The 22,585-nt window shown below is 71.7% G+C and carries 22 protein-coding genes; 11 read left to right on the top strand and 11 right to left on the bottom strand.

Annotated elements, in window-relative coordinates; all coding sequences use genetic code 11:
• Positions 1 to 27: 27 nt before the first annotated feature.
• Together QF035_RS23470 and QF035_RS23475 are read right to left on the bottom strand one after the other, a co-directional pair.
• On the bottom strand, positions 28 to 687 hold the full coding sequence (locus tag QF035_RS23470) for a response regulator transcription factor (RefSeq protein WP_143639846.1): 660 nt from the start codon (positions 685 to 687) through the stop codon (positions 28 to 30).
• A complete protein-coding gene (locus tag QF035_RS23475; RefSeq protein ID WP_307522504.1) occupies positions 675 to 1,955 on the bottom strand; it encodes a sensor histidine kinase in 1,281 nt (426 codons plus the stop codon). The genes QF035_RS23470 and QF035_RS23475 overlap by 13 nt, the downstream gene beginning before the upstream one ends.
• 203 nt (positions 1,956 to 2,158) lie before the next feature.
• Here QF035_RS23475 and QF035_RS23480 point away from each other — a divergent pair, with 203 nt between their 5' ends.
• From QF035_RS23480 to QF035_RS23490, 3 genes are read left to right on the top strand one after another with little or no spacing between them, the layout of a single operon-like run.
• Positions 2,159 to 2,401, top strand: a complete 243-nt coding sequence (locus tag QF035_RS23480) for a hypothetical protein (protein WP_307522505.1) — start codon at positions 2,159 to 2,161, stop codon at positions 2,399 to 2,401.
• Positions 2,398 to 3,162 (top strand): ABC transporter ATP-binding protein, encoded by a 765-nt coding sequence (locus tag QF035_RS23485; protein WP_307522506.1) that lies wholly within the window; start codon positions 2,398 to 2,400, stop codon positions 3,160 to 3,162. Before QF035_RS23480 ends, QF035_RS23485 begins: the two co-directional genes overlap by 4 nt.
• A 4-nt stretch (positions 3,163 to 3,166) precedes the next feature.
• Positions 3,167 to 5,752: an FtsX-like permease family protein gene (locus QF035_RS23490; protein ID WP_307522507.1), complete on the top strand. Its 2,586-nt coding sequence runs from the start codon at positions 3,167 to 3,169 to the stop codon at positions 5,750 to 5,752.
• Positions 5,753 to 5,851: 99 nt separating this feature from the next.
• Here the strand turns inward: QF035_RS23490 and QF035_RS23495 are convergent, their stop codons facing one another.
• On the bottom strand, positions 5,852 to 7,468 hold the full coding sequence (locus QF035_RS23495) for a FadD3 family acyl-CoA ligase (RefSeq protein WP_307522508.1): 1,617 nt from the start codon (positions 7,466 to 7,468) through the stop codon (positions 5,852 to 5,854).
• 87 nt (positions 7,469 to 7,555) lie between these two features.
• On the opposite strand from QF035_RS23495, the gene QF035_RS23500 reads away from it, so the two are divergent.
• The 4 genes from QF035_RS23500 to QF035_RS23515 all read left to right on the top strand — a co-directional run bounded on the left by QF035_RS23500 (position 7,556) and on the right by QF035_RS23515 (position 10,577).
• The gene (locus tag QF035_RS23500) at positions 7,556 to 8,710 is read left to right on the top strand and encodes a lipid-transfer protein (RefSeq protein ID WP_307522509.1); all 1,155 of its coding nucleotides are present in this window, start codon (positions 7,556 to 7,558) and stop codon (positions 8,708 to 8,710) included.
• Positions 8,711 to 8,751: 41 nt separating this feature from the next.
• Positions 8,752 to 9,195, top strand: a complete 444-nt coding sequence (locus QF035_RS23505; protein ID WP_307522510.1) for a Zn-ribbon domain-containing OB-fold protein — start codon at positions 8,752 to 8,754, stop codon at positions 9,193 to 9,195.
• Positions 9,192 to 9,962 carry an enoyl-CoA hydratase/isomerase family protein gene (locus QF035_RS23510; RefSeq protein WP_307522511.1) on the top strand — a complete coding sequence of 257 codons (771 nt, stop codon included), beginning with the start codon at positions 9,192 to 9,194 and terminating at the stop codon, positions 9,960 to 9,962. Before QF035_RS23505 ends, QF035_RS23510 begins: the two co-directional genes overlap by 4 nt.
• Positions 9,963 to 10,076: 114 nt before the next feature.
• Positions 10,077 to 10,577: a hypothetical protein gene (locus QF035_RS23515; protein WP_307522512.1), complete on the top strand. Its 501-nt coding sequence runs from the start codon at positions 10,077 to 10,079 to the stop codon at positions 10,575 to 10,577.
• Between the two features lie 347 nt (positions 10,578 to 10,924).
• Here the strand turns inward: QF035_RS23515 and QF035_RS23520 are convergent, their stop codons facing one another.
• The gene (locus tag QF035_RS23520) at positions 10,925 to 13,294 is read right to left on the bottom strand and encodes a serine/threonine-protein kinase (RefSeq protein ID WP_307522513.1); all 2,370 of its coding nucleotides are present in this window, start codon (positions 13,292 to 13,294) and stop codon (positions 10,925 to 10,927) included.
• Positions 13,295 to 13,582: 288 nt separating this feature from the next.
• On the bottom strand, positions 13,583 to 14,407 hold the full coding sequence (locus QF035_RS23525) for a VOC family protein (protein WP_307522514.1): 825 nt from the start codon (positions 14,405 to 14,407) through the stop codon (positions 13,583 to 13,585).
• 135 nt (positions 14,408 to 14,542) lie between these two features.
• On the opposite strand from QF035_RS23525, the gene QF035_RS23530 reads away from it, so the two are divergent.
• Complete coding sequence (locus QF035_RS23530) at positions 14,543 to 15,190, top strand: TetR family transcriptional regulator (RefSeq protein WP_079052949.1); 648 nt, start codon at positions 14,543 to 14,545, stop codon at positions 15,188 to 15,190.
• Between the two features lie 65 nt (positions 15,191 to 15,255).
• On the opposite strand, the gene QF035_RS23535 is transcribed toward QF035_RS23530, so the two are convergent.
• A complete protein-coding gene (locus QF035_RS23535) occupies positions 15,256 to 15,813 on the bottom strand; it encodes a nitroreductase/quinone reductase family protein (RefSeq protein ID WP_307522515.1) in 558 nt (185 codons plus the stop codon).
• Positions 15,813 to 17,042 carry an acyl-CoA dehydrogenase family protein gene (locus tag QF035_RS23540; protein WP_307522517.1) on the bottom strand — a complete coding sequence of 410 codons (1,230 nt, stop codon included), beginning with the start codon at positions 17,040 to 17,042 and terminating at the stop codon, positions 15,813 to 15,815. Before QF035_RS23540 ends, QF035_RS23535 begins: the two co-directional genes overlap by 1 nt.
• A gap of 124 nt (positions 17,043 to 17,166) precedes the next feature.
• Here QF035_RS23540 and QF035_RS23545 point away from each other — a divergent pair, with 124 nt between their 5' ends.
• On the top strand, positions 17,167 to 18,339 hold the full coding sequence (locus tag QF035_RS23545; protein ID WP_307522518.1) for a thiolase C-terminal domain-containing protein: 1,173 nt from the start codon (positions 17,167 to 17,169) through the stop codon (positions 18,337 to 18,339).
• Positions 18,340 to 18,582: 243 nt separating this feature from the next.
• Here the strand turns inward: QF035_RS23545 and QF035_RS23550 are convergent, their stop codons facing one another.
• Complete coding sequence (locus QF035_RS23550) at positions 18,583 to 19,194, bottom strand: dihydrofolate reductase family protein (protein ID WP_307522519.1); 612 nt, start codon at positions 19,192 to 19,194, stop codon at positions 18,583 to 18,585.
• A 121-nt stretch (positions 19,195 to 19,315) separates the two neighbouring features.
• Complete coding sequence (locus QF035_RS23555) at positions 19,316 to 19,918, bottom strand: hypothetical protein (RefSeq protein ID WP_307522520.1); 603 nt, start codon at positions 19,916 to 19,918, stop codon at positions 19,316 to 19,318.
• A gap of 271 nt (positions 19,919 to 20,189) precedes the next feature.
• Between QF035_RS23555 and QF035_RS23560 the strand changes: the two genes are divergently transcribed.
• The gene (locus QF035_RS23560) at positions 20,190 to 20,615 is read left to right on the top strand and encodes a pyridoxamine 5'-phosphate oxidase family protein (RefSeq protein ID WP_307522521.1); all 426 of its coding nucleotides are present in this window, start codon (positions 20,190 to 20,192) and stop codon (positions 20,613 to 20,615) included.
• 27 nt (positions 20,616 to 20,642) lie between these two features.
• Complete coding sequence (locus QF035_RS23565) at positions 20,643 to 21,326, top strand: pyridoxine/pyridoxamine 5'-phosphate oxidase (RefSeq protein WP_307522522.1); 684 nt, start codon at positions 20,643 to 20,645, stop codon at positions 21,324 to 21,326.
• A gap of 179 nt (positions 21,327 to 21,505) precedes the next feature.
• On the opposite strand, the gene QF035_RS23570 is transcribed toward QF035_RS23565, so the two are convergent.
• Both QF035_RS23570 and QF035_RS23575 read right to left on the bottom strand, forming a co-directional pair.
• Positions 21,506 to 22,108 (bottom strand): GNAT family N-acetyltransferase, encoded by a 603-nt coding sequence (locus QF035_RS23570; protein WP_307522523.1) that lies wholly within the window; start codon positions 22,106 to 22,108, stop codon positions 21,506 to 21,508.
• A 27-nt stretch (positions 22,109 to 22,135) separates the two neighbouring features.
• Positions 22,136 to 22,570: a Zn-ribbon domain-containing OB-fold protein gene (locus QF035_RS23575; protein ID WP_307522524.1), complete on the bottom strand. Its 435-nt coding sequence runs from the start codon at positions 22,568 to 22,570 to the stop codon at positions 22,136 to 22,138.
• Between the last annotated feature and the right edge of the window lie 15 nt (positions 22,571 to 22,585).

Below are 22,585 nucleotides of genomic sequence, written 5' to 3' on the forward strand. Positions count from 1 at the left end.
CCGCAATCAGGGATTGGTGACAGGACGTCAGGTGCGTCGGCGCGCGTCGTCCAGGTAGCGCAGGACCGCAGCGACCCGCCGGTCCACCTGGTCGGCGGGCGACAGGTCGAGCTTGGCGAAGATGCTGCGGATGTGCTTGTGGACGGCGCCGTCCGTGACGACGAGCCGTTCGGCGATGGCGCCGTTGCCCAGTCCCTCGGCCATCAGCCCGAGTACGTCTCGCTCGCGCGGACTGAGCCGCTCCAGACGGGTGTCCTGACGGCTGCGGGTGAAGAGCTGCGCGACGACCTCCGGGTCGATGGCCGTGCCCCCGGCGGCCACCCGGTTGAGCGCGTCGAGGAACTCCTCGACCCGGCCCACCCGTTCCTTGAGCATGTAGCCGAGCCCGGTGACCCCGCCGACGAGCAGCTCCGTGGCGAAGGACTGCTCGACGTACGCCGACAGGACGAGGACCGCGAGATCGGGCCTGCGCCGCCGGGCCTCGACGGCGGCGACGATCCCCTCGTCGGTGTGCGTCGGCGGCATCCGTACGTCGAGGATGGCGACATCGGGCTTGTGCGTGTCGATGGCGTCGAGGATGCCGTCGGCGGTTCCGGCGGTGGCCACCACGTCGAGGCCCTCCGCGCGCAACAGCAGTGCGAGTCCCTCCCGCAGCAACGGGTCGTCCTCGGCGATCACAATCCGCATGGCATGTCCACCTTGAGAGTCGTCGGGCCGCCGGGCGGGCTGGCCAGGTCGAGGGTGCCGTCGTGGGCCGCGATGCGGCGGCGGATGCCGGTGAGCCCGGAGCCGCCCGCCTCGTCGGCGCCGCCGCGGCCGTCGTCGGTGATGTCCAGTCGCAGCCGGCCTCCGCGGCTTCGGACCGTGACGGTGGCGCTCTTCGCCCCGCTGTGCTTGGCGATGTTGGTCAGTGTCTCGGCGACCACGAAGTACGCGCTGGCCTCCACGGACGCGGCGCACCGCTCGGGCGCCTCGACGTCGATCCGGCACGGCACCGGGCAGCTCGCGGCGAGTCCGGTGAGCGCGCCTTCGAGGCCGCGGTCGGCCAGTACGGGCGGCAGGATGCCCCGGGCGACCGAGCGCAGTTCGGCGAGGGCCTGCTCGGCGGCGCTCTGGGCGCGTTCGAGGAGTTCGTCGGCGCCCGCCGGATCGCGGGCCACCATGCGGCGGGCCGCGCCGAGCAGCACGGTGACGGTGACGAGCCGGTTCTGGGTGCCGTCGTGCAACGAGCGCTCGATACGGCGCAGTTCGGTGGCGTGGGCGTCCAGGGCGGCAGCCCGCGTGGCGGTGAGTTCCGCGACGCGCAGGGACAGGTCGGTGTCGGGTCCGGCCGCAAGGAAGGCACGTCCCGGGCGCGCCTGGAGCCGTGCCATGGCGGGAGTGAGGCCCAGGATGATCGCGATCCAGCCGAGCCCCAGCAGAGTCACACCCAGGGCGTCGGCCCAGCCCTGGGCATGGCCGAGGCCCACGGACGTACTGGTCGAGCCCTCCGGCATCAGGCGCCAGTACAGCGGGAACAGCGCGTCGCGTACGGCCATCAGCGGCAGCAGCAGCGCGATCAGGCCGAGCAGCAGCCCGAGCGTGCCGTGCCGGACCAGCCAGCGCAGCTCCCGCCGGGTGGTCGGGTCGACGAGGGCGAGCCGCAGCCGGGTCGGCGCCGGGTCGGGCCCGATGATCTCGGGACCCCACCGGGCGAGCCGGTGGCGTTCACGCTCGGCGAGGGAGTGCAGGACGCGCAGCGCGACGGGGGCCATGAGCAGTCCGACGCCCACGACGGACGTCACGGCCGATACGGCCAGCCAGATCAGCACGGCCGACGCGAGCATCGCGGTCCCGAGCCCGCCGATGAGCTGTCCGAGCGCGGCGCCGGCGGCCTCGGCGGTCCTGATCGCGCTTGCCCTGATCCCGGGCCGCCCCACGTCGACCGGCTCACCGTGCCGGGTCGAGGTCGACATCCGCCCCACCTCTCTCCCTTGTCAACAGCCCTGTGCGGGCGGCCGGTTCGCTGTCGATGAGGAGCGTAGAGGTACAGCCTGCTGTACCCCCACTCGGGCTGCTGGCGGGCTCGGCCGCCCAGGGTCCTGATCCGTAGTTTCGGTGACGTCAGCGAGACCCGCCGAGGGTCCGAAGAGTTCGAAGAATCCGAAGAGGGACAGCGATGGCCACCACGGACCCCTACCGCCTCACCAGCGGCACCGAGAGCACGGACCCGACGAAAACCGCGGTCAGCCGCAACGACGTCGTGCGTACGACGCTGTGGCTGGTGCTGGTCATCAGCACCGTCGGCAACATGGTGGCCTCCTACGGCGCCGCCTCCACCCAGGTCCACCTGGCCTGCGGCGCCGTCACCGCGCTGTGCGTGACCGCGCTCGTCACCCGTCACCTGCGGGGCCGGCGATGAGCGGCGTCCACGCGGGAGCCGCCCACCCGGCGGCGACGCGGACCGCTCCCGCCATCGCGCTGGCGAACGTCAGCAAGACGTACGCGGGAGGCGTCCACGCGCTCGACGACGTGTCGCTGGCCGTGGAGCACGGCACGTTCCTCGCCGTGATGGGGCCCTCCGGGTCCGGCAAGAGCACGCTGATGCACTGCGCCGCCGGTCTCGACTCCCCCACCTCGGGGAGCATCCGCATCGGCGGCCAGGAGATCGCCGGGCTGAACGAGACCCGCCGCACCGAACTTCGCCGCGAGCACATCGGGTTCGTGTTCCAGTCCTACAACCTGGTCCCCGCGCTCAGCATCGCCGACAACATCACGCTGCCGCTGCGCCTGGCGGGGCGGGCCCCCGACCGGGAGTGGCTGCGGGCACTGGTGGAGCGGGTCGGTCTCGCCGACCGCCTGTCGCACCGGCCCGCCGAGCTCTCCGGCGGCCAGCAGCAACGGGCCGCGATCGTACGGGCGTTGGTGGCCAAGCCGGCCGTCGTGTTCGCCGACGAGCCGACCGGAGCGCTGGATCTGCGCAGCGCCCACGAGGTCCTCGGCCTGCTGCGCGAACTCGTCGACGAGCTGCGCCAGACGGTGGTGATGGTCACCCACGACCCGGCCGCCGCCGCCCAGGCGCACCACGCGGTGGTGATGGCCGACGGCCGGGTGGTCGAGCGCCTGTACCAGCCCACCGCACCCGAACTGGCCGACCGTCTCGTCAAGCTCGGAGAGGTCTAGAACCATGCTGCATCTCGCGGTCCGGATGGCCGGACACCGGATCACCGCCCTGCTGGCGGTGGCGTGCGCGGTCCTCGGCGGAGCGGCCCTGATCACCGGCACCGGAGTGATGGCCGAGTCCGGGTTCCGCTCCCAGCTGCCGGCCGGGCGCCTCTCCGGCGCTGAGGTCGTGGTCTCCACCGAACAGAGCTTCAGTTCGGGCCCCGACCTGCCGATAGCCCTCCCGGAGCGCGGCACCGTCCCGGCCGAGCTGGTCGACGAGCTGGCCCAACTGCCCGGCGTCACCGCCGCGGTCGGCGACATCGGCTTCCCCGCCGCCCTCGTCGACGCCGACGGTCAGGTCGTACCGACCCAGGACCCGCGGACGGCCGGGCACGGCTGGTCCTCGACGAAGCTCTTCGTGGACGCGAAGGTCGACGGATCCGCTCCGGCCGGCACCGGCGAGGTCGCCCTCGACCGCGCCACGGCCGCCACCGCGGGAGTCCGGGTGGGCGACAGGGTCGAGGTCGCCGCTGCCGGCCGCGCCGCGGCCACCTACCGCGTCACGGCGCTCGTCGACGCACCGGACGCCGGAATCCTCTTCGCCGACCCGACGGCCGTACGGCTGTCCGGCCGCGCCGACGGGGAGCGCGCCGGGACCGTGGACCTCGTCGCCCTGCGCACCGAGCCCGGCACCGAGGCCTCGGTGGCCGCAGCGGCCCGCGAGAAGATCAAGAACACCGGAAAAGGCACCAGCACAGACACCAGCGACGCCGCCCCCGCCGACCTGATCGTCTCCACCGGCTCCGAGCGCGGCGACATCGCCTCCCCCGGCGCGGGCGCCGCCCGTTCCCTGCTGATCCTGCTGGCCAGTTCGCTGGGCGGGATCATCATGCTGATCATCGGGTTCGTGATGGCGAGCGCGCTCGCCGTGTCGATCGGCGGCCAGCGCCGCGATCTGGCCCTGATGCGGGCAGTCGGCGCAACTCCCAAGCAGATCAGGCGACTTGCGGCCGGACAAGCCTCGATCATCGCCGTCGTGGCGGTCGTGCCCGGAGTCGGCCTCGGCTATCTGCTGGCCGGTCAGTTCCGGCGGATGCTCGTCGACCGCGAAGTGATCCCGGAAACCCTGCCGCTCACGTTCAGCCCGCTGCCCGCGCTCGCCACCGTCCTGCTCCTCGGCCTCGCCGTGCAGGTGTCGGCCCGCAGCGCCGCGTGGCGCACCTCGCGCATGCCGGCCACCGAGGCGGTCGCCGAGTCGCGCAGCGAACCCCGCACGCCGTCGAAGATGCGGGCCCGCTTCGGGCTGCTGCTGATCGTCGCCGCCACCACGCTGTCGGTCGTACCGCTGCTGAGCCGTACGGTCCTCGGCGCGACGGCCACCTCCATGGCCGGGATCATCGGGGCGATCGGTCTGGCCCTGTCGGGTCCCGCCCTGGTCCGGGGCATCGGCGACGCGGCGGGCCGCCGGCTCCGCCCCGGGGTCTCGGCGCCGACCTGGCTCGCGGTGTCCAACATCCGCGGATACGCGCTGCGGCTCTCCGGGGTCGTCAGTGCCCTGGCCATGGCGGTCGTGTTCGTCCTGACCTACACGCTGGCCCAGACGACCGTCATGAGCGCCACCGTGCAGGACACCCGCACCGGCACCCTCGCCCAGCAGCGCCTGACCGCGCCGGGCCTCGGCGGCCTGCCCGCCGGCACCCTCGCCGCCGTCACCAGGACCTCGGGCGTCGAGGCGGCGGCCCCGGTCAGCGACACCACCGTGATCCGGGAGTACAAGCAGTTCGGTGACCCGGTCGTCGAATCCGGCTCGGCCATGATCCTGACCCCGGCCGCGTCGGGCGTCCTCGACCTGGACGTAAGGGACGGCAGCCTGGCCAGGCTCACCGGCGACACGGTCGCCGTCAGCACCGAGGTCGCCCGCTCCCCCGGCTCGGGACTCGGCAGCCGCATCACCCTCGTCCTCGGGGACGGCACCCGGGTCAGCCCCAGGGTCGTCGCCGTCTACGACCGCGCCCTCGGCTTCGGCCCGCTCGCCCTCTCCCACGACCTCGCCGCGGGCCACACCACCGCGGGCCTCGACCAGAGCGTCCTCGTCCGCACCGACGGCACCGAAGCGGCCCGGCGCGCCCTCACCGCCCTCGCCGCGGCCCGCCCCGGCCTGACCGTTGAGCCCACCGACACCGGATCGGGAGGCAGCCTGAGCGACGCCCCGCCGGAGGTCTGGATCAACCTGGCCCTCATCGTCGTACTCCTCGGCTACCTCCTCCTCAGCATCGCCAACAAGCTCGTCGCCACCACCGCCCAGCGGCAGGGCGAGATCGCCACGCTCCGCCTCAACGGCACCACGCCGCGCCAGATCCTCGCGATGATGCGCCGCGAGGCCGCGGTGATCGGGGCCGCCGCCCTCACCACCGGCCTGCTGCTGTCCGCGATCCCCCTCGCGCTGCTCGGCATCGGCTTTCTGGACCGGCCGTGGCCCGCGGGCCCGGTGTGGCTGCTCCCCGCCGTCGCGCTGACCGTGATCTGCACCGCGTTCATCACGGTCGAACTCCCCACCCGCCAGGCACTGCGCACGGCCCCCGCCCATGCACTGTCCGCCCGCGAATAGCGCGGGGCGCCACGAGACCGGAAGCGGGAGTACGGGCAGACGCGCGGCCGGGACGATCCGGCCGCGCGTCTGCCCGTACTCCCGCTTCCGAACCAGCCCTCAGCGCGCCCGCAGCTCGCCCTTGACGACCTTCCCGCTCGCGTTCCTCGGCAGCTCGCCCACGAACTCCACCGTCCTGGGCACCTTGTAGTTCGCCATCTCGCGTCGGGCCCAGGCGATGAGGTCGTCCGCGGTCGCCACGGCTCCCGGCCGCCGCACGACGTACGCCCTGCCGACCTCGCCGAGCCGCGCGTCCGGTACTCCGATCACCGCCACGTCGGCCACGTCCGGGTGCAGGCCGAGGAGTTGCTCTATCTCCGCCGGGTAGGCGTTGAAGCCGCCGACGATGAACATGTCCTTGATGCGGTCGGTGATCCGGAGGTTGCCGGCCGGGTCCAGGACGCCGACGTCGCCGGTGCGGAGCCAGCCGTCGGGGGTGAGGACCTCGGAGGTGGCCCGGGCGTCCTCGTAGTAGCCGCCCATGACGTTGAAACCGCGGACCAGGACCTCGCCCTGGGCGCCGGGGGCGACGGAGACGCCCGCCGCGTCCACCACCCGCACCTCCGTGCCCGGGATCGCGCGGCCCGACGTCGACGCGATCACACCGGGCTCGTCCCCGCGTCGGCACATCGAGACGATCCCGCTCGCCTCGGAGAGGCCGTAGGCGGTCAGCACCGTGTCGACCCCAAGTTCCTCCCGCAACCGCTCCACCAGGCGCAACGGCACCACGGCCGCGCCCGTCACCACCAGACGCAGGGGCGAGAGGTCGTACGCGTCGCGGCCCGGGTGGTCCAGGAGCGACTGGTGGAGGGTGGGCGGGCCGGGCAGGACGGAGATCCGCTCCGAGGCCACGTTCGCGAGGACCGTGTCCACGTTGAACACGGGCTGCGGGATCATCGTCGCGCCCCGCATCAGACAGGCGATCACACCGGCCTTGTAGCCGAAGGTGTGGAAGAAGGGGTTCACGATCAGATAGCGGTCGCCCTCACGGAGGCCCGCGAGATCGCTCCACACCTCGTACGCCCGCAGTGTCTGCGCGTGGGTGATCACCGCGCCCTTGGGGCGGCCCGTCGTGCCCGAGGTGTAGACGATGTCCGAGGGGGACGACGACTCCACCGCCGAGGCCCGCGCCCGTACGTCCGACGCCGCCACGCCGTCCCCACTGGCCAGAAAGTCCTTCCAGGTACGGAAGTCGGCCGGGGCGTCGTCCGAGAGAACGACCACCTGTTCCAGATGCGGAAGCCCGCCGAGCGGACTCGCGGACCCCGAGCCCTCCCCTGCCGCCCGCCGAAGCGACGCCACGTAGGACGTCCCCAGAAACGTCCCCGTCACGAACAACAGCTTCGCCCGGCTCCGGGAGAGGATGTACGCCGCCTCCGTGCCCTTGAAGCGGGTGTTGAGCGGGACGAGGACCGCGCCGGCCGACACCGCGCCCAGCGAGGAGACGATCCAGTCCAGGGTGTTGGGCGCCCAGATGGCCACGCGGTCACCGGGGTTGACGCCGTTCGCGACGCAGGCCGCCGCCGCGCGCTCCACCCGGGCGCCCAACTCCGCGTACGAGACGCGGGTGCGGCCCTCGACTACCGCCTCCACGTCGGCGTACCGGTCGGCCGCCCCCCGCACCAGCCCCGGAATGGTGCCCCACTCCATGTCACCGCGCACAACGAGCCTCCCCATGGTCGACTCCCACTAGCTGACTACCCGTCAGATTAGCTGTAGCCTGACGCCCTGTCAGCATTCCTGGACCACGGTGGAGGTGCGCCCATGACAGGGGCAGGACTCAAGGACGCCACGGCCGTCGTAGGGATCGGGCAGACCCCCTTCGCCAAGCAACTCCCCGAGAGTGAGAAGGCGTTGGCCTGCCGGGCGATCCTCGCCGCCCTCGACGACGCAGGGATCTCCCCCGCCGAGGTCGACGCGCTCGCCTCCTACACCATGGAGGAGACGGACGAGGTGGAGGTGGCGAAGGCCGTCGGTTTCGGCGACCTCACCTTCTTCAGCAAGGTCGGATACGGGGGTGGCGGTTCGTGCGCGACCGTCGCGCATCTGGCCGCCGCCGTGGCCACCGGCCAGGCGACGGTCGGAGTCGCCTGGCGCTCACGCAAGCGCGGCAGCGGCCCACGCCCGTGGAAGAACACGGCCGTCCAACTCCCCACCCCCGCCCAGTGGACGCGCCCTTTCGGCCTCCTCCGCCCGGCCGACGAGATAGCCATGCTCACCCGCCGCTATCTGCACGAGTACGGGGCGACCCGCGACCACCTCTTCAACGTCGCCCTGGCCTGCCGCAACCGGGCCAACCAGAACCCTGCGGCGATGATGTACGAGCGCCCGCTGACCCGGGACATGTATATGACCTCGCGCTGGATCAGCGAACCGCTCTGCCTCTTCGACAACTGCCTTGAAACAGATGGCGCGTTGGCCTGCGTCATCGTCTCCGCCGAACGCGCCCGCGACTGCCGCCGCCGGCCCGTGTACGTACACTCCGCCGCCCAGGGCCTGCCCGCCCAGCACCACGGCATGGTCAACTACTGGAACGACGACCCGCTGACGGGCCCCGCCTGGACGGCGGCCCGACACCTCTGGAAACACGCGGACTTCACCCCGGAGGACGTGGACGTCGCCCAGATCTACGACGCGTTCACCCCTCTCATCCCTCTCTCTCTGGAGGGCTACGGCTTCTGCGGCCGGGGCGAGGGCGGCGCGTTCACCGAGGGCGGCGCCCTGGAGATCGGCGGACGGCTGCCGCTGAACACGAGCGGCGGCGGCCTCTCGGAGGCGTACGTCCACGGCTTCAACCTCATCAACGAGGGCGTGAAGCAGCTCCGGGGCACGAGCACCGCACAGGTCCCGGACGCGGCCACCTGCCTGGTCACGGCGGGCGAGGGCGTACCGACATCCGCCCTCCTCCTGAGGACCTGACCGCCCGACCATCCGCCGAACCAAATATCCGAAGGGCCGACATGCTGACACCTGTCGTGGACGACGACGGCGCCCCCTTCTGGGAGTACGCCGCCCGGGGCGAGCTGCGCGTCCAGGCCTGCGCCGAGCCCGACTGCGGCGAACTCCGCTTCCCGCCCCGGCCCTGCTGCCCGCACTGCCACTCCTTCGACAGCGAGTGGCGCAGGATGAGCGGCAAGGGCCGCGTCTGGTCGTACGTGATCCCCCATCCGCCTCTCCTGCCCGACTACGCGGCGCAGGCCCCGTACAACGTGATCGTCGTCGAACTGGCGGATGCCCCGCGCATCCGGATCGTGGGCAACCTCGTCAGCGGTCCGGAGGCACCGCTCAACTCCGTCACCCAGCAGCGAATACGGATCGGGGCAAAGGTGCAGGTGGTCTTCACACACAGCAAGGACGGCAAGAGCGGCATCGCGCTGCCCCGCTGGGTACTGGAGCGCCCATGACCCTTCACCTCTCCACCGACAAGGACACAGGCGTAGCGGTCGTCACCCTCGACCGCCCCGAGAAGCTCAACGCGATCGACCTCACCACCGCCGCCGAACTGACGACCGCCTGGCGGGAGTTCAGGTTCGACGACTCCGTAAGGGCGATCGTGCTCACCGGCGCCGGCGACCGGGCCTTCTGCACAGGCCTCGACCGTGATGCCGACGTCCCGCAGCCCAACTCCCCCTACATGGTGGACGATCCGCTGATCACCATCGGGCCGAAGGCGTGCGACCTGTGGAAGCCGGTCATCACCGCCGTGAACGGGATGGCATGCGGCGGAGCCTTCTACCTCATCGGCGAGGCGGACTTCGTGATCGCCGACGAGACGGCCACGTTCTTCGATCCGCACACCACGTACGGCATGGTCAGCGCGTACGAGTCCATCCTCCTGGCGCAGCGGATGCCGTTCGGGGAGGTCGCCCGGATGGCGCTGATGGGCACGGCCGAGCGGGTCTCCGCGCGGCGGGCGTACGAGGTGGGGCTGGTCAGCGAGGTCACCGCGCCCGGTGAGGCGCCGGCCGCAGCCGTGCGGTGCGCGGACATCATCGCCTCCTACCCGACCGAGGCCGTGCAGGGGACCGTACGGGCCGTATGGGCGGCAAAGGAGGCGACCCGGACGGCCGCGCTGGCGCACGCCCCGCATCTCGTCTCGATGGGCAACCTCCCGAGCGAGGCACAGGCGGGCCTGTTCACCGGCCGCCGGACGGGCTTCCGAACCCGCTGACCACCAGTCCGAGCCTCCCCGCCCCGGGCCGTCACTGAGCGTGTCCGTCGCGTGGCGGGGGTCGGGGACCCGGCGTAGCGTCGGCATCGAGAGCCCGGGAACGGAGGTCCGCGCATGGTCCGCAACCTGCTCGGGTCCGTCCTCGCTCTCGCCGGAGCGACGGCCGCCGTATGGAGCCCCTTCCGTGCCTGGTACGACGGCCGTCACGGCCGGCACTACCGCCTGGGGGACCTCTTCTCCGCAGGCGGCGTCACGAACATCCCCGCCGAGCTCTTCGCCTCACTCTTCCTGCCCTTCGCGGGCGCCGCACTGATCACGCTGGCCGGGCTGCTGCTCCGGTCGCGACTGCTGGTGGCCCTGGCCGGCGTGATCGTCCTCGCCTTCACCGTCCTCTGGCTGATCCGAGTGGGCCAGGCCGAGGGCAACCTCGTAATCTCCGCCACCCCGACCAACGGCCTGGGCCCCGGCACGGGGCTCGCCTTCGGCGGTGGTCTGCTCCTGCTGCTGGCTTCCGTGGTCCTACGGGGCCGTGGAGTGCGGGCGGAGCCCGTGTACGTACCTCCGCCGGACCCGGCGGTACCGACACTCGATGGTCCGCCGACGGATTACCGCTGAGCGCGTCCACCGGTCGTGGGGATCTGCGGGCCGGTGGGGGCTGATCGCGCAGTTCCCCGCGCCCCTAAAAGCCAAAAGACTGCGCAGTTCCCCGCGCCCCTGACGGGGCGCAGCCCCACCCAGCGGCAGTCGCCCCCGGCCGAAGGGGTCGTGTCGGGGTTTCCGATCGCAGCACGACCTCCGATGGGCACCCCATAGGTACCGGATGACACAGCTGCGATCGGATGCCCCGTCGCGGCCCCGACCGGACGACAAACGGCAGGCGCATCTTTCAGGGGCGCGAGGAACTGCGCGACCAGCCCCCACCGGGCCGCACCCGACAACGCACCCACACCCGGCCCGCGCCATCAGGAACGGGCAGTCCCCGTTCCCTTCTCCGCATCGAGCGCGTACACACACCGATCCTTGCTACACGCATACACCACCCCGTCCTTGACAACGGGCGCCCCAGTGATCTCCCCACCAGTGGCCAGCTTCCACCGCAACCGACCGTCATCGGCCTTCAGCGTGTAGAGCAGATGGTCGGTGGACCCGAAGTGGATCCGCCCGTCGGCAACGGCGGGCGCACCCACCACGTCACCCCCCGCCTGGAAGCGCCACTTCGGCGTACCGGTGACGGCGTCGAGCGTGTAGAGCCCCTTCCCGGACCCCACATGGACATGCCCCGCGGAGACAAGCACGGGATCGAGCGAGGACCGCGCCTCCGTGGCGATACGCCACCGATCGCGCCCGTCGGTCGCATCGAGCGCGTACACCGTGCCGAGGTAGTCGGCAAGATAGATCCCGCCGCCCGTGACAGCCGGCCCCGGCGCGAACGTCGGCGGGCTGAGGAAGACGGCAGGCGCCTCGAAGTGCCAGCGCACATGCCCACCGGCGACATCGATGGCGAGCACCCGCGTACCGGCGGACACGTACACGTATCCGTCGTCGGCCTGGGTGATCCGGACGGGCACGCCGCCGCAGGACGCCGCGTCCCCGATGGGGTACGACCAGCGCTCCTCCCCCGTACGGGCCTCCAGCGCGCGCAGCCGGGCGTCCTTCCAGACATAGACCGTGCCGTCGTGGACGGCGGGTCCGGCCTCGGGCGACTCGAAGTCGGTCTGGGCGCCGGTGATCTCCCAGAGCTTCTGCCCGTTGGCGGCCTCCCAGGCCTGTACGCCACCGCCGCGCGTGCCGGTGACGACCGTGCCGCGGTCGGCCTTGAGGGAGTACACCCAGGCGTCGGTCGGCAGCCGCCACAGGTCGGTGCCCTCGCGGGCGTCCAAGGCGAAGAGGGTGGGGCCGTCGGAGGCGTGGACGCGGCCGCCGGCGACCGCCATCGACCAGGCGACGTCCCGGGTCTTGAAGCGGCGCCGCCCGGTGGCCACGTCCAGGGCGTGCACCTCGAAGGACGTGACGTAGACGAGGTCGCCGGCGACGGCGGGGGTGCCCCACACGTCGTTCGACATGCGGAAGCGCCACGGCCGCCAGGAGGTGGCGGAGTCGCCGCCGGGGGCCGCCGCGGGCGCGGGCACCGGAACGGGCCCGGCGCCGGGGAGGTCGGCGCCGTTCACGCCGGGGCGCGGCCGGGACCAGGAGGCGGCGAGGCCGGCTTCGGGAGGAGGTGCCTTCACGGCGGCGGCGCGGGCGTCGGCGACCCGCGGGCCGGGGCCGATGGGCACCTGGGCGCCCGCGAGGCGTACGGGCCCGGTGTCGGGCGGGCCGCCGTGCCGGCCCGTACCGGCGCCGACCGGGACGGGCGGCGGGTCGTGGGGCGGCGGGGGCGGCACCACGGGGGCGCCGCGTCCGCCGCTGCGGCCGGAGGACGGCTTGGCCGCCGGGCGGCCACCGCGGCGCTGCTCGATGAGGCCCACGGCCCGCTCGGGCAGCCACGCGGACGCCGTACCGCTGTCGTCGGAGCCGGAGCCGAAGAGGTGGGGTGCGAGCTGGGCCTGGAGGTCGGCCGGGTTGGGGCGGCCCGTCGCCTCCATCTGCATACAGGACTCGATGAGCGGGCGCAGCTCGTCCGGGAGGCCTTCGAGGTCCGGGCCCTCCCGCAGGAGCATGAAGACGGTCTCGACGGGGTTCGCGCCGTGGAAGGGCGCGTGACCGGTGGCGGCGAAGACGAGCATCGAGCCGAGCGAGAAGACGTCGCTCGCGCCGGTCACGCTGCGGGAGTCCTTCGCCTGCTCGGGCGACATGTAGGCGGGGGTGCCGACGGCGACGTTGGTCATCGTCAGACGTGTGTTCGACACCCCGGAGGCGATACCGAAGTCGATGACGCGCGGCCCGTCCTCCACGACGAGGACGTTCGAGGGCTTCAGGTCACGGTGGACCAGACCGGCCCCGTGGATGGACTGCAGGGCCTCCGCGACACCCGCCGCGAGCCAGCGGACCGCCTGGGCGGGCATCGGCCCGCACTCGGTCACTATCTCTTCGAGGGAGGGCGCGGGCACGTAGGCGGTGGCCAGCCACGGCACGGCGGCGCGCGCGTCGGCGTCGACCACGGCGGCCGTGTAGAAGCCGGAGACGGCACGGGCCGCCTCCACCTCGCGCGAGAAGCGGACCCGGAACAGCTGGTCCTCGGCGAGCTCCGTCCTGACCGTCTTGATCGCCACCCGCCGGCCCGAGGCCGAGCGCGCGAGATAGACCAGCCCCATGCCGCCGGCTCCCAGCCGTCCCAGCACCTCGAACGGCCCGATCCGCCGCGGATCGTGCTGTGTCAGCTGATCCACCACTTGCCTGCCACCTCCCCGTACGCGGCCGCGCTTCCAGCCACCGCTCCAGCCGCAGCTTCAGCCACTGCGCAGCGTCTCACCACCGAACCGCTCCGGCGGCACGCACCCCGATTCTTCCTGGCCGCGGCTCCGGTTGCGAACCCGGGCCCGAATCGGGATGTCTTAGCGCGCCCTGGGACAAAAGGCCCGCGCTTGCCTTGCTTTTCAACGCCGCCCGGTGTTTTTCGACGCCTTTCGCAGCTTTGCGCACGCCGTTCATACGCCCTTCAGTACTGAAGCACGCGAATTTCAAGTTTGCAGCAGGGCAAAGGACGCCCCCTGGTTGTCCGTGACGACGGCCACGCGCCCGTACGACGTGTCGAAAGGCGGCGCCTGGACCCGTCCGCCGAGCCGCACCACCGTCCCGAGCAGCGCCTCGCAGTCTTGCACCCCGAAGTGAACGAGGAAGTGGGGCGGCATCTCCGCCGGGAAGGCCTCGGTGACGAGGACCCGGCCGAAGTCGCGGGTGGTGCCGGGGCCGAAGAGGGCGTCGTGGAAGAGACCGGAGTAGAAGGAGTCGGCGACTGCCGTGTCCCGGGCGTACAGCTCGACCCAGCTGAAGGAGCCGGGCCCGTGCCGTCTGCCGAAGCCGGGGAGCGTGCCGCCCTCCCAGAGCCCGAAGACCGCGCTCTCGGGGTCGGCGGCGAGCGCCATCGTGCCGTACGGGCCCACCGGCACCGGTGCCGTGATCACCTGGCCGCCCGCCTCCCGGATCCGGTCGGCCAGGTCCTCGGCGTCCGGGGTGGCGAAGTACACCGTCCACACGGTGGGCATCCGCCCGTCCCGCTTCGGTACGAGGGCCGCCACGGGCCGGTCGTCGAGGTGCGCCCGTACGGAGCCCGCGTACGGGCTGGGGCCCGCGTAGGCCGCGGGGGCCGGGGACTCCAGGGAGCCCGGGGAGCCCGAGGAGCCCGGGGCGGGCCCGGTCGCCTCCTCCGTCTTGTCGAAGGGCTCGAAGGTCCACCCGAAGAGCTCGCCGTAGAAGCGCTTGCCCGCCTCGACGTCCGGAAGCTGGGCGTCGATCCAGCAGGGGACGCCCTCGGCGAAACCGGCAGATGCCTCAGATCCAGCCATGCGGCCAAGCTAACGGCCTTTCACGCATCCCGCAGGGCGGGCGGCACCCCTCCTCCAGACCCTCTCCGAGGGCCCGCGCACCCCATTTGCAGTCGGCCGAATCGCGCTCCGATCACCCCTCGGTAAGCTGACGGCATGACAGGACAAGTGCGTACCGTCGACGGCCGTGTGGCCGGTCGGCGCGGGCAGGCGACGCGGCAGAAGCTGCTCGACTGCCTCAGCGAGATGCTCAGCTCCTCGCCCTACCGCGACGTCAAAGTCATCGACGTCGCGCGGAAGGCAGGCACTTCACCGGCGACCTTCTATCAGTACTTCCCGGACGTCGAGGGCGCCGTCCTGGAGATTGCAGAGCAAATGGCGGCGGAGGGCGCCGGGTTGACCGAACTCCTCGAAGGGCGCTCCTGGGTCGGCAAGGCCGGCTGGCAGACCGCACAGGAACTCGTCGACGGCTTCCTGGAGTTCTGGCGCAAAAACGACGCCATCCTCCGAGTCGTCGACCTGGGCGCCGCCGAGGGCGACAAACGCTTCTACAAGATCCGTATGAAGATCCTGAACTCCGTGAACAACTCCCTCACGGACACGGTCAAGGAGCTTCAGGCGAAGGGCAAGGTCGACAAGGACGTCAGCCCGGCAGCGATGGCGGGTTCCCTCGTCGCGATGCTCGCGGCGGTGGCCTCGCACCAGAAGGGCTTCCAGTCCTGGGGCGTGAAGCAGGCCGAACTGAAGCCGAACCTCGCCCTGTTGGTGCATCTGGGTGTGACCGGCAAGAAGCCGACCAAGTAGTCCGCCGCACCCCGCGCCGGACGCCGGGTCTTTCCAGGCACAAGTCCTGTCACGCAGGCGGCAGTTCACTCAGGTGGGCTGCCGCCTGTCGCGCTCCCGGAACTCCCGGAACTCCCGGAACTCCCGGGTTCCTCCCGCCGGACGATCCGGAACAGCCGGATCTCCCGCTCCACCCGCGCCTGGTACGTCGCGTACGGCGGCCAGAACTCCAGCAGCGCCTTCCAGACCGTGTCCCGCTCCTCGCCCCGCAGAAGATGCGCGGTGACCGGGATGTCCCTGCCCTTCCAGCTGACCTCCGCGTCAGGATGGGCGAGGAGGTTGGCGGTCCAGGCCGGATGGTCCGTACGCCCGAAGTTGGACCCGATCAGAATCCAGCTCGTGCCTTCCCTCCCCTTCCCTCCTTCCGGCATGCAGGCCAGCGGCGTACGCCTGGTCAGTCCGCTCTTCGCGCCGCGTGCGGTGAGGATGACGCCGGGCAGCATCTGGGCGCTGAGCAGGACCTTTCCGCGGGTGAGCCGGTGGACGGCACGGTCCATCGCGGGAATGAGATGGGGCGCGACCTTCGCGAAACCACGGGTCGAGGACACCCTCTGCACGATCCGAACTCCTACTCCGGCGCCCATCAGACCGCCACCTCCCCGCCGCCGAACAGCCGGGCCGCGTCCGCCGCGTGCTCCCGCAGCCGGTGCACCGGCCCGAAGAGCAGCTCGTCGCCGGCCGCCCGCTTGAAGTACAGATGCGCCTCGTGCTCCCAGGTGAACCCGATGCCGCCGTGCAGCTGCACGGCCTCGGAGGAGGTGATCCGCAGCGCCTCCAGTGCCTGGGCCAGCGCGAGCCCGCCCACCCGTTCCTCCCCGACGGCCGTCGCCCAGGCCGCGTAGTACGCCGCCGAACGTGCCGCCTGCACCTGTACGTACAGATCGGCGAGCCGGTGCTTCACGGCCTGGAAGGACCCGATCGCGCGCCCGAACTGCTCACGCTGCTTGACGTATTCGACGGTCCGCTCCAGTACGCGGTCGGCGGCACCGAGGGCCTCCACGGCAAGGACGGCGGCGGCCGAGTCACCGACCGCGGCGAGCGCCCCGGCAACGTCCGAGGGCTCGCCTTCCTCGCCCAGCAACTCGGCCTCCACGTCCCGCAGTTGGATCCGCGCCTGCGACCGCGTCTCGTCGAGGGAGGTAAGCCGCACACGGGTCACCCCGGCACTCCCGGAACCGTCCCGGCCGAGAGAGCCCTGCACGAGAGGGTCCCGTACAAGAAAGAGGAGAGTCCGAGAGCGGGCGAAGCCTCCGGTGTGCGCGGACACGAGCAGCAGGCCCGCACTGTGCCCGTCGAGCACCTGGTCGGCCTGCCCGTACAGCCGCCATCCGCCGTCGGTCTGCCGCGCCTGTACGCCTCCCGCGCGGCCGCCGCCCGCCCAGTCTCCGCGGTTGTCGCCGGTCAGCCCGAGGGCTGTGGTCAGGCTCGCGCCCGGCACCGCGAGGGCGGCGGTGAGTTCGCCGGAGGAGATACGGGGCAGCAGTGCGGCCCGCTGCCGCTCGCTCCCCAGGGCCAGCAGCAGAGGCGCGCTGAGCACGGCCGTGGCGAGAAGCGGCGAGGGGGCAAGGCTCCGCCCCAACTCCTCACTGGCAAGGGCGAGTTCGGTGACGGAGCAGCCGACTCCTCCGTACGCCTCGGGCAACGCGAGCCCGGGCAGCCCGAGTTGCTGGGCCAGGGTTTCCCAGAGCGCGGGGTCGTACCCGCCCTCGCTCTGCACGGCGGTCCTGACCTCCTCCGGGCCACAGCGTTTGAGGAGGAGCTCACGGAGGGTGCGGCGGATCTCTTCCTGCTCCGCGGTGAAGGTGGCGTCCATGGGCAGCACACTCCTTCGCATCTGACGGCGCGTCATGTTAGAGCGGCGACGGCCAGATGCACAGAGGCGTGACACCCTGTTGCACCCTGCCGGAGCCCATCGAATCTGATGTACCGTCAGATTCATGACTCAGCGGAAGGTGGCGGTCGTCGGCGTGTCCCTCTCCGACTGCGGCCGGGTGGACGAGGCGACGCCGTACGCGCTCCATGCCCAGGCCGCCCGCCGGGCCCTGGCCGACTCGGGCCTGGACCGCACGGTGATCGACGGCTTCGCCTCGGCGGGCCTCGGCACGCTGGCGCCGGTCGAGGTGGCCGAGTATCTCGGCCTGCGGCCCACCTGGGTCGACTCCACCTCCGTCGGCGGCTCCACCTGGGAGGTCATGGCGGCCCACGCGGCGGACGCGATCGCCGCCGGGCACGCCAACGCGGTCCTGCTGGTGTACGGGTCCACGGCCCGCGCGGACATCAAGGCGGGCCGCCGCACGGGCAACCTGTCGTTCGGCGCGCGCGGTCCACTGCAGTTCGAGGTCCCGTACGGCCACACACTGATCGCCAAGTACGCGATGGCCGCGCGCCGCCACATGCACGAACACGGCACGACGCTGGAGCAGTTGGCATCGGTGGCGGTCCAGGCGCGGGCCAACGCCGCGCTGAATCCCGACGCGATGTTCCGCGACCCGATCACGGTCAACGACGTCCTGTCGGGCCCGATGATCGCGGACCCCTTCACCAAGCTGCACTGCTGCATACGCTCCGACGGCGGGGCGGCGGTCCTGCTCGCGGCCGAGGAGTACGTCCAGGACTGCCGTACGACTCCCGTCCGGATCCTCGGCACCGGGGAGCACGTCTCCCACACGACGATGTCGGAGTGGCCCGACTTCACGGTGTCACCGGCTGCGGTGAGCGGCCGAACCGCCTTCCGGCGGGCGGGGGTTGCTCCGCAGGACATCGACTTCGCCGAGATCTACGACGCCTTCACCTACATGACCCTGGTGACGCTGGAGGACCTCGGCTTCTGCGAGAAGGGCGAGGGGGGTCGGTTCGTGGAGAAGGGCCGCCTGAAGGTCGCCGGCGGCGACTTCCCGGTCAACACGGACGGGGGTGGCCTGTCGGCCCAACATCCCGGCATGCGGGGCCTGTTCCTCCTCGTGGAGGCGGTCCGCCAACTCCGCGGCGAGGCGGGCGCCCGCCAGGTCCACCGCCCCGACGGCCACCTCCCAGAACTGGCCGTCGCCTCAGGAACGGGCGGCTGGTTCTGCTCGTCGGGGACGGTGGTACTTGGACGGGGCATGTCGTGAGTCTGCGGGTGGTGGGGGCTGGTCGCGCAGTTCCCCGCGCCCCTCAAAAGACAAAAGCCTGGGGCGCAGCCCCGCTTTTAGGGGCGCGGGGAACTGCGCGCTCAGCCCAAACGAACCCGCACCCAACACACCACACCGCCCCCACCCACCCAGGGGCGCGGGGAACTGCGCAGTCTTTCAGGGGCGCGGGGAACTGCGCGACCAGCCCCCGCCCACCCGCACCCGACAACCACCCCAGCCCTACTACTCCCCCTGAGGAAGATGGCCTTTGGCCTCCTCATACGTGCCGGCACCAGCCACCCCCTCCGGCCCATAAACCAGGCTCACAACCCCCGTCTGAAACGTCTGCGAAGAAATCAGCTTCAGCGGAATCGAGGAGTCGCCCTCCTCGAACAACCGCATCCCCTTCCGCACGGCAATCGGATGCACCAGCAGATGCAGCTCGTCCAACAGCCCCGCGCCCAGCAACTGCCGTACGACGGAGACGGAACCGCTGAGGGCGATGTCCCCGCCCTCCTCGTTCTTCAGCGCGGTGACGGTCTCCACGAGGTCACCCTCCAACTGCTCGGAGTTCCGCCAGCTGAACGCGAGCTTCTGCCTGGAGGCGACGATCTTCCGCACGTCACCGAGCTGCTTCGCGAACCCGGCGTCCTCACCGCCGGCGGCCTCCCGCTCGGGCCACGCCCCGGCGAAGCTGTCGTAGGTCGTGCGGCCGAACAGCATGGTGTCGGCCGTACCGAAGGTCGCACCGACGGCCGCGCCCATCTCGTCGTTGAAGTACGGGAAGTGCCACTGGTCGGGCGCCTCGACGACGCCGTCGAGCGAGATGAACAGTCCGGCGGTGATCTTCCTCATGAGGTTCCTCCAGGTTCCGGCAGAGCTGGTCGGTCAACTCTGCGTCGTCTCTGTGTCGTCGGGACAGACGGCGAGGACGGGAGAAACTAATCGGCGAAACCCTCGACTCGCGATCCGAGGCTCATGATCCGACCGTGAGCGCCGCGGGAGTGAGGACACGGTTCGGCAGGCGTGTCGGCACGGAGACCACCCGGCGCCGGGCAGCGGCGGCCCTGCGGACGAAGGCGCGGTCCCGGAACTGGTCCCGGTCCTGGACCTGCTTCCGGTCCTGGTCCCGGCCCCCGTCCCTGCCGCCCGCGAAGACGAACAGCCGCAGCACCAGGAAGCGGGCTGTCCCGGCGAGCCCGGAGGCGCTGAGGTAGACGACCTGCTCGGTGAGCATCCCGGGCGACGACTGCACGAAGTGCAGGATCAGCATCGCGAGCGAGGTCACCGCGTACGCCGCCGTGGCCGACCCGGCGGACTGCCAGTGCTGGCGCCAGCCGGCCCGCTTACCGGTCCCGAAGGTGAAGAGCGCGTGCAGCTCGGTGCAGAGGACGGTCGAGGCGACGGTGATGACCGCGTTCGCCACCGCCCAGGGCATCGCACCGGCCAGCAGCGCCACCGCACCACTGGAGAGGACCCCGATCCCGCCACCGCACACCACGAACCGGACGAAGGAGGCGAACGGCCCGGGAGCGACCTCGCCCACCGTCACCGGCTGCTGCGCGAGCTGCGACTTCATGGGGTTTTCCTTCCGGGCGGCGGGGCCGTGAACCCCTGCGATCGACTGAGTTCAACAATGCCGTCGCCCGCCCGTCCCAACGAGACAGCCCACACCCGAACCCATGGTGGTGCTGGCTCCACCATGGAAGGGGGGTACGCCCACCGAGCGGCCATGAACGCGTTCCGCGCGGCACCACGTATCCGGCCCGCGGAACTGGAATACGTAACTGGACAGAACACGCTGAAGAACCAAAGGGAATCACCACCGCCCGCACTCCGGAGGACCCCGCATGGCCCTGACCCGTGAAGAGCGAGAGACGTTCCTGAAAGAGCCGCACATCGCCGCGTTCGCGGTCGACGCCGGGGCGGGCCGCGCCCCGCTCACGGTGCCGATCTGGTACCAGTACGAGCCCGACGGCACCGTATGGATCCTGATCCAGGCGGACTCCCGCAAGAACCAACTGCTCAGCGCGGCGGGCCGGTTCACCCTCATGGTCGACCGGCTCGAACCCACCATCCGGTACGTGTCCGTCGAGGGCCCGGTCCTCGACACGACCCCCGCCACCCGCGAGCAGCTCCACGAGATCTCGGCCCGCTACCTCCCGGCCGACAAGGTCGACGGGTACGTCGACTTCTCCTGGAAGGAACACGGCACCCAGGTGGTCGTCCGGATGCGCCCCGAACGCTGGCTGTCGTCGGACCTCGGCGCGGTCTGAGCCGGAGGCAGGCGCGACAATCGCCCCATGAGCACCGACCCTTCCTCGTCCCCGCCCCCCTCCGAGTTCGTACGGCTGCTGCGGGCCCAGCGGGTCTGGGACACCGAGCTGCCCCGCTTCACCCCGGACACCGCCCCGGCGGAACCGCTGCCGCTGTTCGAGCAGTGGTTCGCGGAGGCGGTGGGGGCAGGGCAGACCGAGCCGCACACGATGTCCCTGGCCACGTCGGACGAGGAGGGCCGGCCCGACGTACGGATCGTGATGCTGCACGGCGCCGACGAGGAGGGCTGGCACTTCGCCTCGCACGCGGGCAGCCGCAAGGGCCGGCAGTTGGCGGCCCGGCCGTACGCGGCTCTCTGCTTCTACTGGCCCGCGCAGGGTCGGCAGATCCGGGTGCGAGGCCGGGTCACCGTCGCCCCGCCCCAGGTCGCTCACGCCGACCTGCACGCCCGCTCGACCGGCGCCCTCGCCTCCGCGCTGGTGGGCCGCCAGAGCGAAGTCCTCGACTCCTACGAGGAGTTGGAACGCGCCTCCGAGGCCGCCTGGCGGCGCGCCGAGCAGGAGCCGGACGCCCCCGCGGCCTCATGGACGGTGTACGTCCTTGCCCCCGACGAGGTCGAGTTCTTCCAGGGCGACCCCCACCGACGCCATGTACGCCTTGCGTACCACCGCACCGAGTCCACTTGGCGCCGCGAACTGCTGTGGCCGTAGGCCCGATGGCGTGTGTTCTGCGGCTGCGCGCCCGGTGGGGGCTGGTCGCGCAGTTCCCCGCGCCCCTAAAAGCGGGGCTGCGCCCAAGGCTTTTGTCTTTTAAGGGGCGCGGGGAACTGCGCGCTCAACCCCCACCCACCCGCAGCCGCCCACACAACCGGAGCCCCCCGCCCGGGGCGTCACAAACCAACAACCTCCGCATCCGTGGCGAGCCGCGCATGCAGATGCACATCCCGAAACGCATCCTGCCGCCCCGCCTCGAACATCGCCCCCCGCAAGGTCCCCTCATACAGAAACCCACACCGCTCAGCAACGCGACACGACGCATCGTGCCCAAGCGCGTGCCCCAGCTCCAGCCGATGCACCCCGAGCCCCTCGAACGCCCACCGCCCGGCCAGCGCCAGCGACCGCGTCGCGACCTGCCGCCCCCGCGCCTCCGGCAGCACCCAGTAGCCGACCCGGGCGACCCGTATGACGTGGTCGATGTCGTTGACCCCGATGTGCCCGAGCGTCACGCCACTCTCCGCGTCGGTGACGCAGTAGGAGGCCCCGACACCTTCCGCCGCCGCCTTGGCCCGCGCCCGCAGCGACTCCCGCGCGCCATCCATGTCCTCGATCGCCCTGAGCGGGGTGTTCCACCGCTTGAACTCGGGGTCGGAACACCCCCGCAGCCACGCCTCGACATCGGAGTCGGCCTCCGCGTCCCACGGCCGCAGCCGCAGACCGTGACCGTGGAGTTCGGGAAAGGGACGGGCGGCGTGGGACTCGTACAAGTCGGTCATCGTTCCATTCAACAACGGGCGCCCGCACTAGGCAGAAGCGGGCCGGAACACAGGAACCGCGACCGCGACCGGCCCCTCCGCCTTCTCCGTCTCCTCGGTGCGGAAGGCCACCTCCAGCGCCATCCCCACCCGCAGCGACTCCTCCCCGCACTCCACCACCTCGGTCATCATCCGCGGCCCCTCCGCGAGATCGACGACGGCGGCGACGTACGGCGTGCGGGAACCGAAGGGCGGCAGGTCGTTGCGGTGGACGACGGACCAGGTGTAGAGCGTGGCGCGGCCGCTCGCCGGTTCCCAGGTGACGTCCTCGCTCCAGCAGCGCGGGCAGAACTCGCGGGGGTAGTGGTGGGCGCGCCCGCACGCCCCGCACCGGCGCAGCAGCAGCAGCCCCTCGGCGGCCGCGTCCCAGTACGGCCGCGTAAAGGCGTCGACCTCAGGCAGATCGAACCGCGTCCCGGTCACAACAGCACCCCCACC

The sequence above is a fragment of the Streptomyces umbrinus genome (genome assembly GCF_030817415.1).
GTDB lineage: Bacteria > Actinomycetota > Actinomycetes > Streptomycetales > Streptomycetaceae > Streptomyces > Streptomyces umbrinus_A.

What these genes read in the sequence shown, in the direction of transcription:
- QF035_RS23470 (WP_143639846.1), bottom strand. Translation starts at nt 687, where the DNA reads ATGCGGATTGTGATCGCCGAGGACGACCCGTTGCTGCGGGAGGGACTC.
- QF035_RS23475 (WP_307522504.1), bottom strand. Translation starts at nt 1,955, where the DNA reads ATGTCGACCTCGACCCGGCACGGTGAGCCGGTCGACGTGGGGCGGCCC.
- QF035_RS23480 (WP_307522505.1), top strand. Translation starts at nt 2,159, where the DNA reads ATGGCCACCACGGACCCCTACCGCCTCACCAGCGGCACCGAGAGCACG.
- QF035_RS23485 (WP_307522506.1), top strand. Translation starts at nt 2,398, where the DNA reads ATGAGCGGCGTCCACGCGGGAGCCGCCCACCCGGCGGCGACGCGGACC.
- QF035_RS23490 (WP_307522507.1), top strand. Translation starts at nt 3,167, where the DNA reads ATGCTGCATCTCGCGGTCCGGATGGCCGGACACCGGATCACCGCCCTG.
- QF035_RS23495 (WP_307522508.1), bottom strand. Translation starts at nt 7,468, where the DNA reads ATGGGGAGGCTCGTTGTGCGCGGTGACATGGAGTGGGGCACCATTCCG.
- QF035_RS23500 (WP_307522509.1), top strand. Translation starts at nt 7,556, where the DNA reads ATGACAGGGGCAGGACTCAAGGACGCCACGGCCGTCGTAGGGATCGGG.
- QF035_RS23505 (WP_307522510.1), top strand. Translation starts at nt 8,752, where the DNA reads ATGCTGACACCTGTCGTGGACGACGACGGCGCCCCCTTCTGGGAGTAC.
- QF035_RS23510 (WP_307522511.1), top strand. Translation starts at nt 9,192, where the DNA reads ATGACCCTTCACCTCTCCACCGACAAGGACACAGGCGTAGCGGTCGTC.
- QF035_RS23515 (WP_307522512.1), top strand. Translation starts at nt 10,077, where the DNA reads ATGGTCCGCAACCTGCTCGGGTCCGTCCTCGCTCTCGCCGGAGCGACG.
- QF035_RS23525 (WP_307522514.1), bottom strand. Translation starts at nt 14,407, where the DNA reads ATGGCTGGATCTGAGGCATCTGCCGGTTTCGCCGAGGGCGTCCCCTGC.
- QF035_RS23530 (WP_079052949.1), top strand. Translation starts at nt 14,543, where the DNA reads ATGACAGGACAAGTGCGTACCGTCGACGGCCGTGTGGCCGGTCGGCGC.
- QF035_RS23535 (WP_307522515.1), bottom strand. Translation starts at nt 15,813, where the DNA reads ATGGGCGCCGGAGTAGGAGTTCGGATCGTGCAGAGGGTGTCCTCGACC.
- QF035_RS23540 (WP_307522517.1), bottom strand. Translation starts at nt 17,042, where the DNA reads ATGGACGCCACCTTCACCGCGGAGCAGGAAGAGATCCGCCGCACCCTC.
- QF035_RS23545 (WP_307522518.1), top strand. Translation starts at nt 17,167, where the DNA reads ATGACTCAGCGGAAGGTGGCGGTCGTCGGCGTGTCCCTCTCCGACTGC.
- QF035_RS23550 (WP_307522519.1), bottom strand. Translation starts at nt 19,194, where the DNA reads ATGAGGAAGATCACCGCCGGACTGTTCATCTCGCTCGACGGCGTCGTC.
- QF035_RS23555 (WP_307522520.1), bottom strand. Translation starts at nt 19,918, where the DNA reads ATGAAGTCGCAGCTCGCGCAGCAGCCGGTGACGGTGGGCGAGGTCGCT.
- QF035_RS23560 (WP_307522521.1), top strand. Translation starts at nt 20,190, where the DNA reads ATGGCCCTGACCCGTGAAGAGCGAGAGACGTTCCTGAAAGAGCCGCAC.
- QF035_RS23565 (WP_307522522.1), top strand. Translation starts at nt 20,643, where the DNA reads ATGAGCACCGACCCTTCCTCGTCCCCGCCCCCCTCCGAGTTCGTACGG.
- QF035_RS23570 (WP_307522523.1), bottom strand. Translation starts at nt 22,108, where the DNA reads ATGACCGACTTGTACGAGTCCCACGCCGCCCGTCCCTTTCCCGAACTC.